We start from the raw sequence: 15,833 nt of genomic DNA, 5'->3' as shown, positions 1-15,833 counted from the left end.
AGAGCTGCGTGAGAGTCTTCTCAGGACCTCCCTCCGGCCGCGACGGACCCGAGGGTGCACTCGTACGGTTGGGGCCGAGACCTCGACCAGGACGATCCGATGCGCACGCCTCCCTCCTTCCTCGCGGCCCTCGTCACCGCCGCGCTCATCGCCGGCTGCAACGGTGACGACCGTGCCGGCTCCGACGCCGTGGACCTCGAAGGGGCCACAGACGCGCCGACCACGGACGACGCCGCCACGGGCGAGGACGCGGCGGGCGACGACGCGGCCGGTGACGACGCGGCCGGTGACGATGCGGCCGGTGACGACGGCGCCGGTGACGACCGCGCCGACGCCGCCACCGACGGCGACCTCGTGGACATCAGCCGGGCCGTTCCCGGCACGTGGCCCGTCGGTGATGCCGGGACGGTCACCTGGGACGTTCGGGACGGGGCGCTCGTCCTGCTCGACCACACCGCTGCCGAAGGCTGGGAGACGATCGTCGAGGAGGAGGACGACGACGAGATCGAGGTCGACTTCCGCCGCGACGGCGAAGCCTGGGACTTCGAGGTCGAGCTCGACGACGGACGGATCGAGGTCGACATCAACTACGACCGCACCGACGCCGAGGCGGGTGCCTACGACCTTCCCGACGGCGGCAGCTTCGTCTTCGAGGCCGACGGCGACGCACTCACGCTCACCTCGATCGAGGCGCCGGACGGCTGGGACGTCGCCGAACGCGAGGAGGAGGGCGACGAGTTCTCGTTCGACCTCGTCGACGGCGACCGCCGCATCGACGTCGAGGTGGAGCTCGACGACGGTCGGATCGAAGTCGAGATCGACTACCGCGTCGTGGGTGACGTCAGCTGACCGTTGCGCCGTGCTGCGGGGGCGGCCGCCGCCTCCGTGACGTCGCCCGCGACGACGATGCGTCCACGTTCGATGGCCGATACTGTGCCGGCCGGGAGTCAGGCGACGGGTGCGCCGTCGGGATGTCCCGACGCCTCGGTGGCGAGTACGGCCTGATCGCGCCCCGACGCTTTGGCGACGTACAGCGCGTGGTCGGCGGCGCGGACGAGGTCGTCCTGGGTCGCGCCGGGCTCGGCGATGGTGATGCCGGCCGAGCAGGTCACGCCGACGGGCATGGCCGCACGGAGCCGCTCGACGGCCGCCCGCGCGGCGCCGGCGTCGGCATCGGGAAGCAGGACCGCGAACTCCTCGCCGCCGTAGCGGGCGAGCAGGTCGACCTCGCGGAGTTCGGTGGCCCAGCGGGCGACCGCGTCCCGCAGCAGCGCGTCACCCGCGAGGTGGCCGTTGGTGTCGTTGTAGAGCTTGAAGCGGTCGAGGTCGAGCAGGGCGAACGCGAACGGTCGTGCATCACGCTCCAGCCGGGCGATGGCCGCGTCGAGGTTCTCGTCGAGGGCCCGCCGATTGGCCGCGCCCGTCAGCGGGTCGGTGCGGGTCAGCGATTCCAACTGTCGTGCCTGCAGGTTGACCTGGTCGACGAGCATCGCCATGCGACCGACCACCAGCACGAACAGCAGCATCGAGGCCGCGCCCGCCACCCAGCCGATCGAGTTGTTCGGTGGGTCGTGCAAGAGCAGCACCGCCGGCGCCAACAGGGTCGCGACGGCCAGCGCGAGCAGGCGGCGGCGGGAGACCTCGCCGGTCACGTCCAGGGCCGGCGGTTCGTCGACGGCCGCGGGGTGCCAGGCGGCTGCGGCCATCAGCACGTACGAGACGAGCCAGAGCGCGTCCAGCGGCCCGCCGTCGACGTAGGTCTCGTTCAACACCCCGATGCCGAAGGCCGAATCGGCCACGAGCATGACCAGCATCGCGAACAGGACCAGCAGGTGCGGACGGACCCGCGCCGCATGGACGAACACCAGGCGTGCGATCACGGGCAGCAGCAGGAGGTCGCCGACGGGGTAGGCGACGCTCACGGCGCGCTCGAAGGACGTGAGCTCGCTGTCGTGCACGTGCGGTGCCAGCAGGTAGGCCCAGCTCAACACCAGTCCGGCGACGCCGAGGATGCCGGCATCGACGAGCACGGCGCGGTCCGCCAGCCGTTCGCGGCGCCCGAGGCCCCACAGCGCGGTCGCGTACAGCGGGTAGGCACCGAGGTAGAAGACGTCGGCCAGCGAGGGGAACGGCTCGATCCCCCTGGCGCTGTAGAAGACCCAGATCAGGTCGCCGACCAGCCCGGAGGTGACGCCCGCCGCGAGGAACGCCCACGACACCCGGCGCGCCAACCGCCGGCTCGCCACCGCGAGCCACAGGACCACCGCGGCCCCGATGGCGACGGCCAGGTAGGCCGTGTCCACCCGTTCGGCAGGCAGCATCCAGTGGGTCAGTGCCAGCGTGGCACCGACGCACACGATTGCGAGCCAGGCGCGGTCGGCCACGGGATCCTCGGGGGCGGTCGCCGTACCCGTCGGCCGAGGCAGGCGCGGGTGTAGGAACTTCGGGCGGAAACCGCGTGGTACGGATCTGCGGCGACCGGAGACCGGGGTCGCCGCCGCCGCGGGCTAGCGTCGCCACCTCGTCGACGACAGGACGGACGATGGCGAGCCGCGGCATCGGACTCGGAGGGCCCTATGCCTTCCTGCCCGAGTTGGCCAAGCAGGTCGAGGCGAGGGGCTTCGACGCCGCCTGGGTGTCCGAGACGAGCCAGAACGCGACCGTGCAGGCCACGGTCCTCGCCGGCGTGACCGAGCGCATCGACATCGGGACCAACATCACGCTCGCGTTCCCGCGCTCGCCCGTGGTGACCGCCATGGAGGCGTGGGACCTCAACGAGCTCACCGGGGACCGGTTCGTGGTGGGTCTCGGCAGCCAGGTGAAGCGCATCATCGAGGAGCGGTTCTCGGCCGATTTCGACCGACCCGCCAAGCGCATGGCCGAGTACGTCCAGGCGATGCAGACCGCGTGGCGGATGGAGCGTGGCGAGGACGTCACCTTCGAGGGCGACATCTACCGCGTGCTGCGACCCGGGTTGGGTGGGAAGGGTCGCGCCGCCGATCGCCGCCTGCCCCGGGTCTACGTCGCTGCGGTCGGTCCACTGATGACCCGGGCGGCCGCGACGCATGCCGACGGCCTGCTCGGACACCCGTTCACCTCCGACCGCTATCTCGTCGACGACGTCCTGCCGCGGGTGGGCGAGGCGCTGTCCGAGGCCGGACGCGACCGCAGCGAGTTCACCGTGTGCCAGGGGGTCATCCTGTGCATCGCCGACGACCGGGCGGTGGCGGTGCGCGAGGCGAAGCAGCAGATCGCGTTCTACGGCACCACGCCCAACTACCAGGGCGTGTTCGCCTCCTACGGGGACGAGGCGCTGACCGATCGGCTCCGCCAGGTGTGGAAGGACACCGATCGCGACCTCGATGCCCTGGTCGCTGCGGTGCCCGACGAGGCGGTCGAGCGCTACGCCGTCGCGGGCACCCCCGACGAGGTCCGCGACCGCCTCGACGCCTTCGAGCGGCAGGTCGCCGCCAGTGCCGGCGGCCACGGGATCGACCACCTCATCCTCGGTGGTGCCTGGTACAAGGTGCCGCCGCAGCGCCTGTTCGAGAACTTCGCGGCCATCCTGGAGACGTTCGGCACCTCGTAGGCGACGCCTGACTGCGGCCTCAGCGGGCGCGTGTGTCAGCGGGCGCGGTCGGCGGCCTGCAGCAGGCGCTCGAGCACCTCCCGGTTGCCGGCCTGCCGTGCCTGCAGGTCGGCGCGGGTGCGCGTGACCGCCCGGGCGTGGGGCAGGACGGCGGTCAGCGCCTCGGGCACGTCGGCCAGGTCCGCCGGGTCCCAGCCGAGCACCTTGCCGCCGGCGCCCAGCTCGTGGGCGAGTGCGTCGACCTTCGGCGCGTAGCCGATCAGCACCGACGGGCGGCCCGCCAGCGTGGCCGCCACCCCGCCGTGGTAGCGCATCGCCACGACTGCCCGTGCCCGCGCGACGGTCGGCAGCAGCTCCGCCAGCGTCGGCGTCGAACGCGTCGTCGGCGTCGTCATGCGTGCGGCGACCCGCTCGTGGACGGCGTCGTCGCGGTCGGCCTGCAGGGCCACGAACTCGACGGGCAGACCGGTCCGCTGCGCGGCAGTGTCCAGCGCCGTCGCCAGGGCGTCGAGGTGGGTGTCGGGCGTGGTGTCGGCCTGGCTCGCGGCCGGCAGACGGGCGTGTCCGCTGCTCCACGGGCGCAGACACACCACCAGCCGGTCGCCGTCCCGCTGCGCCTCCCCGTCTCCGTTCTCGGCCACCTCCTCGGACGACGGTGGCGCCGAGCCCGCGAGCGCGAAGGCGAGGTCGGCGGCGACGACGGCTCCCGGCACGCCGACCTCCTCGAGCAGGCGGCGGCTGTCCTCGTCGCGGACGGCGATCCCGACGCTGTCCTGCAGCGCGGCGTGGACCAGCCCTCGGGCTGCGCGCGTGGCCAGGCCGCCGACGCCCAGTCCGACGGCGGCCCACGGCGTCCCGCGCATCCGGGCGAGTGCCACCCGGGCGAGGTGATAGGGCAGGTTGAGCGCGCTGGAGTCGTCCTGCACCAGGCCGCCGCCCCCGAACACGACCGCGTCGGCCTCGCCGACGGCACGCAGGAGCCGGGCGGCGTCGAGGTGGCCGACGGCACCGACGCCGTGGGCCGCGCGGGTCGCCGGCGGGTCGACCGAGATCGCCGACACCTGGACCCCGTACGGCGCGAGCAGGGTCCGCAGGCCGCTGAAGACCAGCTCGTCGCCCAGGTTGGTCGACCCGACCCAGCCCGCCACCAACACCCGCACCGCCGACCCGTTCCCTCGTGTCCGATCGAGGCTAGTCCGCGACCTTCCGTGCGCGGGCGGCTGCCGATCACCTGGCGCAGCAGGGACCGGCGACGGCCTGCGGCCCCGGCCTGCGCGGGGAGGGCGGCGCTACGCTCCCGGCAACCTCGGGCCGGCGTCGTGCGTCGTGCACGGGCGAGTTCTCGTGCGAAGGAGCCTGCAGTGTGCGGCATCATCGGCATCACCGGTCGGGACGACGCGGTCGAGGGGATCCTCGCCGGTCTGACCCGCCTGGAGTACCGCGGCTATGACTCGGCCGGCGTCGTCGTGCGCAGCGCCGACGAGCTCCAGGTCGTCAAGCGCGCCGGCAAGCTCGACAACCTCAAGGGCGCGCTCGAAGACGAGCCGACGTCCGGGCGGATCGGGATCGGCCACACCCGCTGGGCCACCCACGGTGCGCCCAACGACACCAACGCCCACCCCCACCTCGGTCCGCAGGGCCGGGTCGCGGTCGTGCACAACGGCATCCTCGAGAACTACCAGGCGCTGCGCGCGGAGCTCGACGGGGCGACGTTCCTGTCCCAGACCGACAGCGAGGTGGCCGCGCACCTCGTCGAGCGCGAGCTCGCCGGCATGGACGAACCTGACCTGTTCGAGGCGGTCCGCCGCGTCGTCAACCGGCTCGAGGGCGCCTACTCGTTGTGCTTCGTGGCGCTCGACGACCCCGACACGATCGTGGTCGCCAAGTTCGAGGCGCCCCTGATCGTCGCCCACGCCGACGGGGTCGGGTACTGCGCGTCCGACGTGGCGGCCCTGATCGAGCACACCAAGGACGTCGCCGCGCTGCTCGACGGTCAGATCGCGCGGATCACGCCAGACGGCGTGGACGTCATGGACCTCGAGGGCAAGCCCGCCGAGCCCCACCGCTACACCGTCGACTGGGACCTGAGCGCGGCCGAGAAGCAGGGCTACGAGCACTTCATGCTCAAGGAGATCCACGAGCAGCCCAAGGCCGTCCACGACACGCTGCTCGGACGCTTCGACGAGGGACGCCTGCAACTCGACGAGTTGCGGACCGAGGAGCGCGAGTTCGGGCGGATCGACAAGGTCTTCATCCTCGCGTGCGGTACCTCGCGGTACGCCGGCATGGTCGGCAAGCTCGCCATCGAGCACTGGGCCGGTGTCCCGGTCGAGGTCGAGGAGGCGAGCGAGTTCCGCTACCGCGACCCGATCCTGGACCCGCACACGCTGGTGATCGCCATCTCGCAGTCGGGGGAGACCAGCGACACGATCGCGGCCGCGATGCACGCCAAGGACCAGCGCGCGCCGGTCATCGCCCTGTGCAACATCGTCGGCTCCACGCTGGCGCGCGAAGCCGATGGGGTGCTCTACACCCACGCCGGCCTCGAGGTCGCCGTCGCGTCCACGAAGGCCTTCACGACCCAGATCGTGGGCTGCCTGCTGCTCGCGATGTACCTGGCGCAGCAACGCGGGCGCATGTACGCCTCCGAGATCGAGGACATCCTCGGCCGTCTGCAGCAGATCCCGGGCGCGCTCGAGCAGGTGCTCGAGCTCGACGGCCAGATCGCCGAGCTCGCCGAGCGGTACAAGGACGTCACCTACACCATGTTCATCGGCCGGCACACGGGCCTGCCGATCGCCTACGAGGGCGCGCTCAAGCTCAAGGAGATCAGCTACCTCCACGCCGAGGCGTTCGCCGCCGGCGAGATGAAGCACGGCCCGATCGCGCTCATCGAGGACGGTTCGCTGGTCGTGGCGCTCGCCCCCGCCGGGCACGTGTTCGGCAAGATGGTGTCCAACATCCAGGAGGTCCGCGCCCGCGGTGCGGCGGTCCTGGCGATCGGCACCGACGGGTCGACGGCGGAGCTCAAGGAGAACGCCGACCACGTGCTGACCTTGCCCGAGGCGCCGCACGAACTGGCGGGTCCGGTGCTCTCGGTCGTCCCGCTGCAGCTGTTCGCGTACCACATCGCCACGCTGCGGGGCGAGGACGTCGACCAGCCCCGCAACCTCGCCAAGACCGTCACCGTCGAATGAGCCGGCCCGCGCCCGGCGGGATCCCGGCCGTTGCCCTGGCGGGCGCGGTCGGGCCTGTTTGGTCCGCGGTCACCGACGTGCCGCTGCGGGGTGCGGTCGCGGCGCCGTCTCCGGGCGAGGTCGCGGAGGTGCCGCTGCTGGATGCCGCCGGGGCGCGTGCGGGCGACGAGGCCGCCGTGGCGGCAGGCGGCACGTGGGACGGGCTGATGGAGCGGGCGGGGGGCCACCTCGCGCGCGCCGTCGTGCGCCTGGCCGGCCGGGGGTACGGCCTGCGGGTGGCGATCCTGGTCGGCAAGGGCGACAACGGTGGTGACGGCTGGGTCGCCGCCCGTCGACTGGCGGCGCACGGCGCGCAGGCCTGGATCGTCGCGTCGCACCCGGCCGACGTCGAGGTGTCCGCGGCCAGCGGCGGCAACCGCGACCGCTGGGTGGCCGCCGGGGGACGGGTCTCGTGGCACCTCGACGACCTCGAGGCGGCCCTGGACTGGTGTGACGTCGCGGTCGACGCCCTGCTCGGAACCGGGGTGTCCGGCGCGCCGCGTGGGGCGGTCGGCGAGGCGGCGGCCGCGCTGCTGCGGGCCCGACAGGCGGGCGTTCCGATCGTGGCGTGCGACGTCCCCTCGGGGGTCGGTTCCGACGACGGGGCGGCCCCGGACGGGGCGGTCGTCGCCGACCTGACCGTGACGTTCGGAGCCCGCAAGCGCGGCCTGCTCCTGCACCCGGGCGCCGCGCACGCCGGCGAGGTCGTGGTCGGCGACCTCGGCCCCGGGTGGGAGGCTCCCACCGGGACCTGGACCGCGTTGACGGCGCACGGCGCCGCCCCGGAGCCGTTGGGCGTCGCTGCGGACAAGCGCGAACGCGGGGCGGTGCTGGTCGTCGCCGGTGCCGTCGGCACCTCGGGAGCAGCGGCGCTGTGCAGCGCCGGGTCGCTGGCCGCCGGTGCCGGGCTGGTCACCGTCGCGGTGCCCGAACCGGTACGCGCCGAGGTCGCCGTGCACCACCCCTCCGCGATGGTGCGTGGCCTGCCGGTGGACGACGACGGGGCGCTGTCACCGGAAGCGGTCGACGCCCTGCCCGACCTCGAAGGGTTCGACGCCGTGGTGGCCGGTCCCGGCCTCGGTCACGGCGACGGCGCCGCCGCGGTGGTGGCCCACCTGCGCCGTGGCGCCCGCCGACTGGTGCTCGACGCCGACGCGCTCAACGTCCACCGCGACGACAACGACGCCCTCGCCGAACACCGCGGCGCCTTGGTCCTGACGCCGCACGAGCGGGAACTGGCACGGATCGGGGGCGGGAGCGACGGCGAGCAGGCCTGGGCCGACCGGGTGATCCGGGTGCCCGAGCTTGCGGCCCGCTATCGCGCAACGGTGGTCGCCAAGGGCCCGGGCACGATGATCGCCGCGCCCGACGGGCGGGTGTGGGTGACCCCGAACGGGGGGCCGGCACTCGGCAGCGGCGGGACCGGGGACGTGTTGGCCGGGATCGTCGCCGCGGCGATCGCGGGTGCGGCCGACGACGACGACGTGCCGCGTCGCGTCGCGCAGGCGGTGTGGTGGCACGCCGCCGCCGGGGTGCGTGCGGGCGGTGACCGGGCCCAGCGTGCCACGGCCGTCGACCTGCTCGACGCCCTTCCCGCCGTGTTGGGGGAACTCGAGCGGGTGCGTGCCGCGGCGCCGGGCGTGCGCACGCTGCCTCCCGCCCATCGCGCCGAGGCCGGCGACGGGGCCGTTGCCGCAGGGGAACGCCCGTGAACGACTTCCGCGCGTCACGCGTCGAGGTGGACCTGTCCGCCATCCGCCACAACGCGACACGCCTCGGTGAGCTCGCTGGCGCCGCCGTGTGCGCCGTCGTCAAGGCGGACGGATACGGACACGGAGCCGTCGAGGTGGCACGGGCGGCGCTGGAGGGCGGTGCCGCGTGGTTGGCCGTGGCGCTGGTCGAGGAAGGGCTGGTCCTTCGCGGTGCGGGCATCGAGGCGCCGATCCTCGTCCTCGCCGAGCCGCCGGTCGCCGCCATCCCCACGCTGCTGGACGCGAACCTCACCGCGACGGTCTACCGCGAGCCGTTCATCGCGGCGATCGACGCCGCCGGGCGGGGGCGCGGAGAGCCGGTCCCCGTGCACCTCAAGGCCGACACGGGGATGGGACGGGTGGGCGTGCCCGAGGCCGATTGGGACGCCCGGCTGCGCCAGGTCGTCGCCGCCGAGGGCCTGCGCGTCGAGGGCGTCTTCACCCACCTCGCCTGCGCCGACGAACCGGACCGCGACGTCACCGACGTGCAACTGGCGGCGTTCGACCGCTTCCTCGACCGGGCCGTGAAGCTGGGGCTGCCGGCCCCGGTCTGGGTCCATGCGGCCAACAGCGCCGGCACGCTGTTGTACCCGGCCGCGCGCCGCGAGCTCGTGCGCACCGGCATCGCGCTGTACGGGCTCTCGCCGGCGGTCGGCGTCGACGCCGCCGACTTCGGGCTGCGTCCGGCGCTGCGCCTGGTGACCGAGGTGACGTTCGTGAAGCGGGTGCCTGCGGGGACCGCCGTCTCCTACGGGCACCGCTGGTCGGCGCCCGCCGACGGCTGGGTGGCGACCCTGCCGTTGGGGTACGCCGACGGGGTGCCGCGGGCACTGACCAATGCCGCCGAGGTCCTCGTCGGCGGGGTGCGCCGGCCCATCGCCGGGACGGTCTGCATGGACCAGCTGCTCGTGTGGTGCGGTGACGACGAGGTGGCCGTCGGCGACGAGGCGGTTCTGATCGGGGACCAGGGCGACGACCGGATCCGGGTCGAGGAGTGGGCGGCCGCCGCCGACACGATCACCTACGAGATCGTGACCCAGCTGACGGCACGGCTCCCGCGCGTGCCGCTCGTCGACGGCCGCGCCGCAGGCGGGAGTCGCTGATGGCGCTGCGGCTGAAGCGTGGCCGGGCCGGGGCCGGCGGGGGTCGCTGATGGCGCTGGTCCTGGAGCGTGGCCGGGACGTCGCCGGCGGGGGTCGCTGATGGCGCTGGTCCTGGAGCGTGGCCGGGACGTCGCCGGCGGGGGTCGCTGATGGCGCTCGGCATCGAGGGCGTGCGGGTCGGCACGTGGACGTCGCCGGACGGCGTCTCCGGGTGCACGGTGATCCTGCCGCCGGCCGGCACGATCGGGGCGATCGCCGTGCGCGGCGCCGCACCGGGGACCCGCGAGGCCGCCGCCCTCGGCCCGGCCGGCAAGGTCACGGTGTGCCACGGTGTGCTGCTCAGCGGCGGGTCGGCGTTCGGACTGGCGGCCGCCGACGGCGTGATGCGCTGGCTGGAAGAGCGTGGGATCGGCTACGCCCTGCGTGGCGGGATCGTCGTCCCGATCGTCGGGGCGGCGATCGTCCTCGACGAGGCCGTCGCGGTCCGCGCTGCCCGGCCCGGCCCGGACCAGGGATACGCCGCTTGCGAGGCGGCCAGCCTCGACGACCCGCAGGAGGGTGGCGTCGGAGTCGGGGCGGGGTGCACGGTGGCCAAGGTGGCCGGCCTCGAGCACGCCTGGCGCGGTGGGCAGGGCGTCGCGGTCCGATCGGCGGCCGGCGTGACGGTCGGTGCGATCGTCGCCAACAACGCCGTCGGCGAGGTGGTCGCGGACGACGGCACCTGGGTCGCCCGCGCCCGGGTCGCCGACGAGGTGCCCCGCTTCCCGACCCACGGCCGCCCGCTCGGCACGCCCGACGACGAATCGCCCGGAGGTCAGCCGCCGGGCGGCGACGCCGCCGCCGGCGGGAAGGCCGAGGAGGGGCCGACCGGCAACACCGTGATCGGATGCATCGTCACGAACGCGAGGCTCACGAAACGCGAGGCGCACCGGGTCGCCGACCTCGGCCACTCCGGCCTCGCCCGGTCGCTGCGACCGGCGCACACCGAATCGGACGGTGACGCGCTGTTCTGTCTCGCCACCGGCACCGTCGACGCGACCGTCGATCTCGTCGCCCACCTCGCCGCCGAGGCCGTCGCGGACGCCGTCCGGCGCGGACCCCTCGCCGCCCACGGACGCCGCGACCTCCCCGGTCTCGCCGACCCCCACTGACCACCACCCACTCCACGCCGCCCACGCACCACCGCCGTCGCACACCAACCACCCGCGCCGTCCACCGACCGACCCCCGCCACCCACCGGCCACCCCGCCGCCCACGTTCGGCCCCCGAGCCGAACGTGGGGTCCGCCAAGGCTCCGGGCAGCGTCGGCCTCGCCGGCCGCGGGAATCTTTCGTGCCCCCTGCCGAACGTGGGGACCGGGCGGGGGACTGGTCGCGCAGGCGCCGCCACCTTTCGTTCCCGAGGCCGAAAGTTGACTCGCGGGCGGCCCGGACCGGTACGCCGGCGTGCACCTTTCGTGCCGGGGCACGAAGGTGGGGGCGGGGCTACGCCGTGCCGGGGCGGCAGGGCGGGGCCGTGCGTGGGCAACGGGTCTCATGGGTCAGCGGTCGCTTGCTGGAGTGAGCGGCTGGTGAGACGTCTGCGCGCTGATCGTTCCGTCGTTGGGGGGTCCGCTCCGCCGCCGCTAGCGTGTCAGCAGAGCGCATCAGGAGGCGTTTCGCCTTCCGATGTGGGGAGGGATGCGCGTGGCCAGTGACCTGGTGGCACCGACAGCCGCAACGCCGGCCCGGCTCAGGCGCGAACTGGAGCGCGCAATCCGCGCCTGCACCGCCTGCGGGCTGCATGGCGGACGAACCACGCCGGTCGTCGGGGAGGGGCCGTTCGAGGCCCGGCTGATGATCGTCGGCTCGAAGCCGCGGCGCCATGAGGACCTGCAGGGCAAGCCGTTCGCGGGCGGCACGGGCAACGTGCTCGGTCACGCGATGCAGGTGGCGGGGCTGGACAGCCAGGACGCTTATCTGACGACCCTGGTCAAGTGCCGGCCAGGCGACGACCGCGCCGCGACACCAGACGAATTGGAGGCGTGCGGTCAGCACTTCCGTGCGCAGTTGCAGCTGGTCCGGCCCGAGGTGATCGTGGCCCTGGGCTCGTTCGCGGCCAGCGTGCTGTTGGGCCGCTCCGTCAACATCGAGCGCATCGCCGGCTACCGCCTCGACGTGCAGGGCGTGACGGTCATCCCCACCTACCACCCCGCCGATGCCGTGCGCGGTGTGCCGCAGGCCGCGGGGACCCTCCGTCGTGACCTCACGGCGGCGAAGGCGGTGCTCGACGGCCGTCTGCCGACGGGGGCGCAGACGATGGCGGAGCTACGGGCCCGGCCAGCGGTCGGCTCGTAGTCCACGAGGCACCAGAGCCCCGATCGCGGCGTCTCGGGTAACGTCAGCACGTCCGATCCCACCACCGCCTCGGGTGGCTGGCGCCGTCTCGCGCCTCCCGCCCTTCGCGCCCCCGCCCCGAGGCGCACCGGACGCCATGCCGAACGACCAGCAACCGGTGGCAGGAGAACCACGTGCCGTCCGAACTGGTGTTGCGCTCCGCGGGCCCGGAGCAGACCCGGGCGCTGGCGGCGGCGGTCGCCACGGCACTGCGCCCCGGTGACGCCGTCGCACTCAGCGGCGAACTCGGCGCCGGCAAGACCTGTTTCGTGCAGGGTGCCGCCCGCCGCCTCGGTGTCGAGGGCCGCGTGACCTCGCCCACCTTCACGCTCGTGCGCACCTACCTCGATGCGCCCGTCCCGGTGGTGCACTGCGACGTCTACCGGCTCGACACCTTGCAGGACGTGCTCGACCTCGGCGAGGAGGTGCTCGCTGCCGACGTGGTCACGTTCGTGGAGTGGGGCGACGCCATCTCCGCGCTGTTGCCCGACGACCGGCTCGACGTCGAACTCACGCTCGCCGACGACGACGACCTCGACGGGGACCGGTTGGTGCGGTTGCGGGGGCTCGGTCCAAGCTGGGACGGGCGGATGGCCGCCGTCGCCGACGCATGCGCCGCGTGGCGCGAGGAAGGCTGAACCGCCGTGCTCGTACTCGGTCTGGAGACCTCCACCGGTCAGTCGTCGGTCGCGCTGGTCGGCAACGACGGCGTGCTCGCCTCGGCGTCGCTTGGCGTCGCCCGTCGGCACGGCGAGTTCGTCGCCCCCGCGGTGCGGTTCTGCCTCGAACAGGCCGGCACCACCGCGGACCGGATCACGGGGGTCGCCGTCGGCCTCGGCCCCGGCCTCTACACCGGGCTGCGGGTGGGCATCGCGACGGCCCAGGCGTTCGCGGCCGCCAGCGAGCTGCCCGTCGTCGGGATGTCCGGCCTCGACGTCGTGGCGTTCCAGGCACGGCACGTCCGTCGCCCGATCTGCGCCGTGATCGACGCGCGTCGCGGCGAGCTGTTCTGGGCCCTGTACCGGGCGGTGCCCGGCGGCGTGCAACGGCAGAGCGAGCTGGCGGTGAGCACGCCGGCGCACCTGGCCGCCGAGCTCGAGGCGATCGGCGAGGACTGCCTCGTCATCGGTGACGGGCTCGCGCGCGCCCGTGACGAGCTGCGCGGCGTCGGCATCGAGGCAGCCGACACCTTCGACGCCACGCCGGACGCGGCCCACCTCGCCGAGCTCGCCCTGCCCCGGTTCGAGCGCGAGGAGACCCAGCGGCCCACGGACCTGCTGCCGATCTACCTGCGGCAGGCGGACGCGAAGATCGGCTGGGAGGCCCGCGGCCGGATGCAGGGCGGCGAGGCCCCGTGACCGCAGCCGCTGCCCGCGACCACGGCTCGTTCCCCCACGACGTCGAGGTGGTGCCCGCCATGCCCGCAGACGCCGACGCCGTCCGCGCGCTTCCGGGGCTGGGCGACTCGACCCGCCGGCTGGTCGACGCCGACCTCGGACGTGACGACCGGTGCTGCCTCGTCGCACGCACCGTGACCTCGCACCTCATCGTCGGGTTCGCGGCAGGGCTGCTGGCGTTGGACGAGGGGCACGTGCTGGACGTCGCGGTCGCCACGGACCACCGTCGTCGGGGCGTCGGCGCGCGGCTGGTGGACGAGCTCATCAGGCGGCTGCACACGCGGGGCGCGGCCGCCGTCACGCTGGAGGTACGGCGGTCCAACGAGGCCGCGCTGTCGCTGTACCGTCAGCTCGGGTTCGTCGTCGAGGGAGTCCGGCCGCGCTACTACCCCGACGGCGAGGACGCACTGCTGATGTGGAAGCGGGACCTGCCGAAGCGGGGACCGGTGATGCGGACCGAGGAGTCCTGACGTGCTGGTGCTCGGCATCGAGACCTCCTGCGACGAGACCGCCGTCGGCATCGTCGAGGACCGCTTCACGCTGCGCGCCAACGTCATCGCCTCGCAGGTCGACCTCCATGCGCCCTACGGCGGGGTCGTGCCCGAGGTCGCGGCCCGCGCCCATCTCGAGGCACTGCTGCCCACCATCGACCATGCGCTGGTGGAGGCCGGATGCGGCCTGTCCGACATGGACGCGATCGCGGTGACCTCCGGCCCGGGGCTCATCGGGGCGCTGCTGGTCGGCGTGTCCGCCGCGAAGGGCCTGGCGCTCGCCCATGACAAGCCGCTGGTCGGCGTCAACCACCTGCGCGCCCACGTCGAGGTGGCACAGCTGGAGTTCGGCGCGCTCGAACCGCCGCTGGCCGCGCTGGTGGTGTCCGGTGGGCACACCTCGATCGTGGCGATGGGGGCGGACGGTCGTTTCCGGCAGCTCGGTGCGACCATCGACGACGCGGCCGGCGAGGCGTTCGACAAGATCGCCCGCTTCATCGGTCTGGGCTACCCCGGCGGTCCCGAGATCGATCGGCTCGCGCGGCAGGGCGACCCGGCCGCGATCGACTTCCCCCGCGCGATGCTGCACGACGACAGCTACGACATGTCGTTGTCGGGGCTGAAGACGGCCGTCATCCGCTACCTGCGCAAGCTCGAGGCGGCCGGGCAGGAACCGGACCTCGCCGACGTGGCGGCGTCGTTCCAGGAGGCCATCGTCGACGTGCAGGTCGTCAAGACGCTGCGGGCGGCCCGCGACGAGGGGCTCGAGCGGGTCGTGCTGGCCGGCGGGGTGGCGGCAAACAGCCGCCTCCGGGCACGGTTCGCCGACGCCTGCGAACGTGAGGGCCTCGGCCTGGTCGTGCCGTCGATCCCGCTGTGCACCGACAACGGCGCCATGGTCGCGGCGTCGGGGGCGAACCTGCTCGCTGCGGGCACGGTCGCCGACCTCGACCTCGGTGTCGACCCCAACCTCCCCTTGGCCGGGTGATGGTGGGGCACGGGAGCGCGGGCCGACGACCGGCTCGCCGGAGGCGCCGCTGATGCCGCGGCGACTGCGGTGGCGCCGGGCCGGACCCGGCGAGCTCGAGACGATCGTGTCCCGGCTCGAGGGCTGGCCGTCCGAGGCCGGCGGCGGGCTGCGCCACATGTTCGCCCTCTCCGTGATCGAGACCCAGGGCGTCGGCCAGGTGCGGCTCGCCACCGACGATCACCGATGGGCGGCGGCGGTCGTGTTCCCGAACCGCCTCGTCGTCCCGTGCGGTGACGCCAGCGCCATCGAGGACGCCGGCAGTCCGGCCCGCCGCTGGCGTCTGCTGGTCGGCGACGTCGCGGCCGGTGACGCGGTGCTGCGAAACACGCCGACCGACCCCGCCCTGGTCGTCCACGACCAGCGCTTCTTCGTCGTCGATCCCGAACGCGTCCCCGGCGTCGCCGAGCTACCCGACCCCGGCCTGCGCCGGGCCGAGCCGGCCGACCTCGACGGGCTCGCCGACCTGGCGGTCCAGCTGCACGTCGACGACCGCTTCGGCCCCGATCCAGGCCGCGTCGGCTGGCGCGGCTACCGGCAGCGGCTGGAGAGCACGGTGCGACAGGGCATGGCGTACTGCGTCGGACCGATCGGGCGGCCCGTCCTGAAGCTGGAACGGTCGGTGTCGTCGCGCCGATGGGGGGTGCAACTGGCCGGGATCGTGGCCGCGCCCGAGGTGCGCGGGCAGGGGCTCGGGCGCGCGGCCGTCGCGACGGCGGTTCGGGCCGCGCTGGCCGAGGGACCGCAGCACCGGCCCATCAGCCTCCACGTGCGCGCCGACAACCCAGGCGCCCATGCCGCCTACTTCGCGGCCGGCTTCGTCGATCGCGAGGCGTGGCGGCTCGCCGTCCGTTCCTGAGCGAA

General features: G+C 74.0%; 14 protein-coding genes. 12 read left to right on the top strand and 2 right to left on the bottom strand.

Translation table 11 applies throughout. The features are described from left to right. The first annotated feature begins 99 nt into the window (after window positions 1-99). Entirely contained in the window at window positions 100-849 is a 750-nt protein-coding gene (locus ACERMF_RS12435) for a hypothetical protein (RefSeq protein WP_373669428.1), read from the top strand. A 98-nt stretch (window positions 850-947) separates the two neighbouring features. On the opposite strand, the gene ACERMF_RS12430 is transcribed toward ACERMF_RS12435, so the two are convergent. Then, complete coding sequence (locus ACERMF_RS12430; RefSeq protein WP_373669427.1) at window positions 948-2,384, bottom strand: diguanylate cyclase domain-containing protein; 1,437 nt, start codon at window positions 2,382-2,384, stop codon at window positions 948-950. Between the two features lie 158 nt (window positions 2,385-2,542). Here ACERMF_RS12430 and ACERMF_RS12425 point away from each other — a divergent pair, with 158 nt between their 5' ends. Next, on the top strand, window positions 2,543-3,589 hold the full coding sequence (locus ACERMF_RS12425; protein WP_373669426.1) for an LLM class flavin-dependent oxidoreductase: 1,047 nt from the start codon (window positions 2,543-2,545) through the stop codon (window positions 3,587-3,589). Window positions 3,590-3,624: 35 nt separating this feature from the next. On the opposite strand, the gene ACERMF_RS12420 is transcribed toward ACERMF_RS12425, so the two are convergent. Further along, on the bottom strand, window positions 3,625-4,749 hold the full coding sequence (locus ACERMF_RS12420) for a polysaccharide pyruvyl transferase family protein (protein WP_373669425.1): 1,125 nt from the start codon (window positions 4,747-4,749) through the stop codon (window positions 3,625-3,627). 201 nt (window positions 4,750-4,950) lie between these two features. Between ACERMF_RS12420 and glmS the strand changes: the two genes are divergently transcribed. The 10 genes from glmS (at window position 4,951) to ACERMF_RS12370 (ending at window position 15,828) form a co-directional block, all read left to right on the top strand. After that, window positions 4,951-6,786, top strand: a complete 1,836-nt coding sequence (gene glmS / locus ACERMF_RS12415) for a glutamine--fructose-6-phosphate transaminase (isomerizing) (RefSeq protein WP_373669424.1) — start codon at window positions 4,951-4,953, stop codon at window positions 6,784-6,786. Further along, entirely contained in the window at window positions 6,783-8,537 is a 1,755-nt protein-coding gene (locus ACERMF_RS12410; RefSeq protein WP_373669423.1) for an NAD(P)H-hydrate dehydratase, read from the top strand. The genes glmS and ACERMF_RS12410 overlap by 4 nt, the downstream gene beginning before the upstream one ends. Beyond that, window positions 8,534-9,679: an alanine racemase gene (gene alr / locus ACERMF_RS12405; protein WP_373669422.1), complete on the top strand. Its 1,146-nt coding sequence runs from the start codon at window positions 8,534-8,536 to the stop codon at window positions 9,677-9,679. Before ACERMF_RS12410 ends, alr begins: the two co-directional genes overlap by 4 nt. Before the next feature lie 149 nt (window positions 9,680-9,828). Next, window positions 9,829-10,830 carry a P1 family peptidase gene (locus tag ACERMF_RS12400; protein WP_373669421.1) on the top strand — a complete coding sequence of 334 codons (1,002 nt, stop codon included), beginning with the start codon at window positions 9,829-9,831 and terminating at the stop codon, window positions 10,828-10,830. Between the two features lie 534 nt (window positions 10,831-11,364). Next, window positions 11,365-12,015, top strand: coding sequence for a uracil-DNA glycosylase family protein (locus ACERMF_RS12395; protein ID WP_373669420.1), 651 nt, complete (start codon window positions 11,365-11,367; stop codon window positions 12,013-12,015). A 173-nt stretch (window positions 12,016-12,188) separates the two neighbouring features. Next, complete coding sequence (tsaE, locus tag ACERMF_RS12390; protein WP_373669419.1) at window positions 12,189-12,692, top strand: tRNA (adenosine(37)-N6)-threonylcarbamoyltransferase complex ATPase subunit type 1 TsaE; 504 nt, start codon at window positions 12,189-12,191, stop codon at window positions 12,690-12,692. A gap of 6 nt (window positions 12,693-12,698) precedes the next feature. Further along, window positions 12,699-13,412, top strand: a complete 714-nt coding sequence (gene tsaB, locus ACERMF_RS12385) for a tRNA (adenosine(37)-N6)-threonylcarbamoyltransferase complex dimerization subunit type 1 TsaB (protein WP_373669418.1) — start codon at window positions 12,699-12,701, stop codon at window positions 13,410-13,412. Next, complete coding sequence (gene rimI, locus ACERMF_RS12380) at window positions 13,409-13,921, top strand: ribosomal protein S18-alanine N-acetyltransferase (protein WP_373669417.1); 513 nt, start codon at window positions 13,409-13,411, stop codon at window positions 13,919-13,921. Before tsaB ends, rimI begins: the two co-directional genes overlap by 4 nt. 1 nt (window position 13,922) lies before the next feature. After that, the gene (gene tsaD / locus ACERMF_RS12375) at window positions 13,923-14,930 is read left to right on the top strand and encodes a tRNA (adenosine(37)-N6)-threonylcarbamoyltransferase complex transferase subunit TsaD (RefSeq protein ID WP_373669416.1); all 1,008 of its coding nucleotides are present in this window, start codon (window positions 13,923-13,925) and stop codon (window positions 14,928-14,930) included. A gap of 52 nt (window positions 14,931-14,982) precedes the next feature. Next, entirely contained in the window at window positions 14,983-15,828 is an 846-nt protein-coding gene (locus ACERMF_RS12370) for a GNAT family N-acetyltransferase (protein WP_373669415.1), read from the top strand. The last annotated feature ends 5 nt before the right edge of the window (window positions 15,829-15,833 follow it).

It is taken from the genome of Egicoccus sp. AB-alg6-2 (assembly GCF_041821025.1).
Classification (GTDB): Bacteria; Actinomycetota; Nitriliruptoria; order Nitriliruptorales; family Nitriliruptoraceae; genus Egicoccus.
Note: the sequence above shows the minus strand (reverse complement) of the source record. Positions and strands in the feature narration are given on the sequence as shown.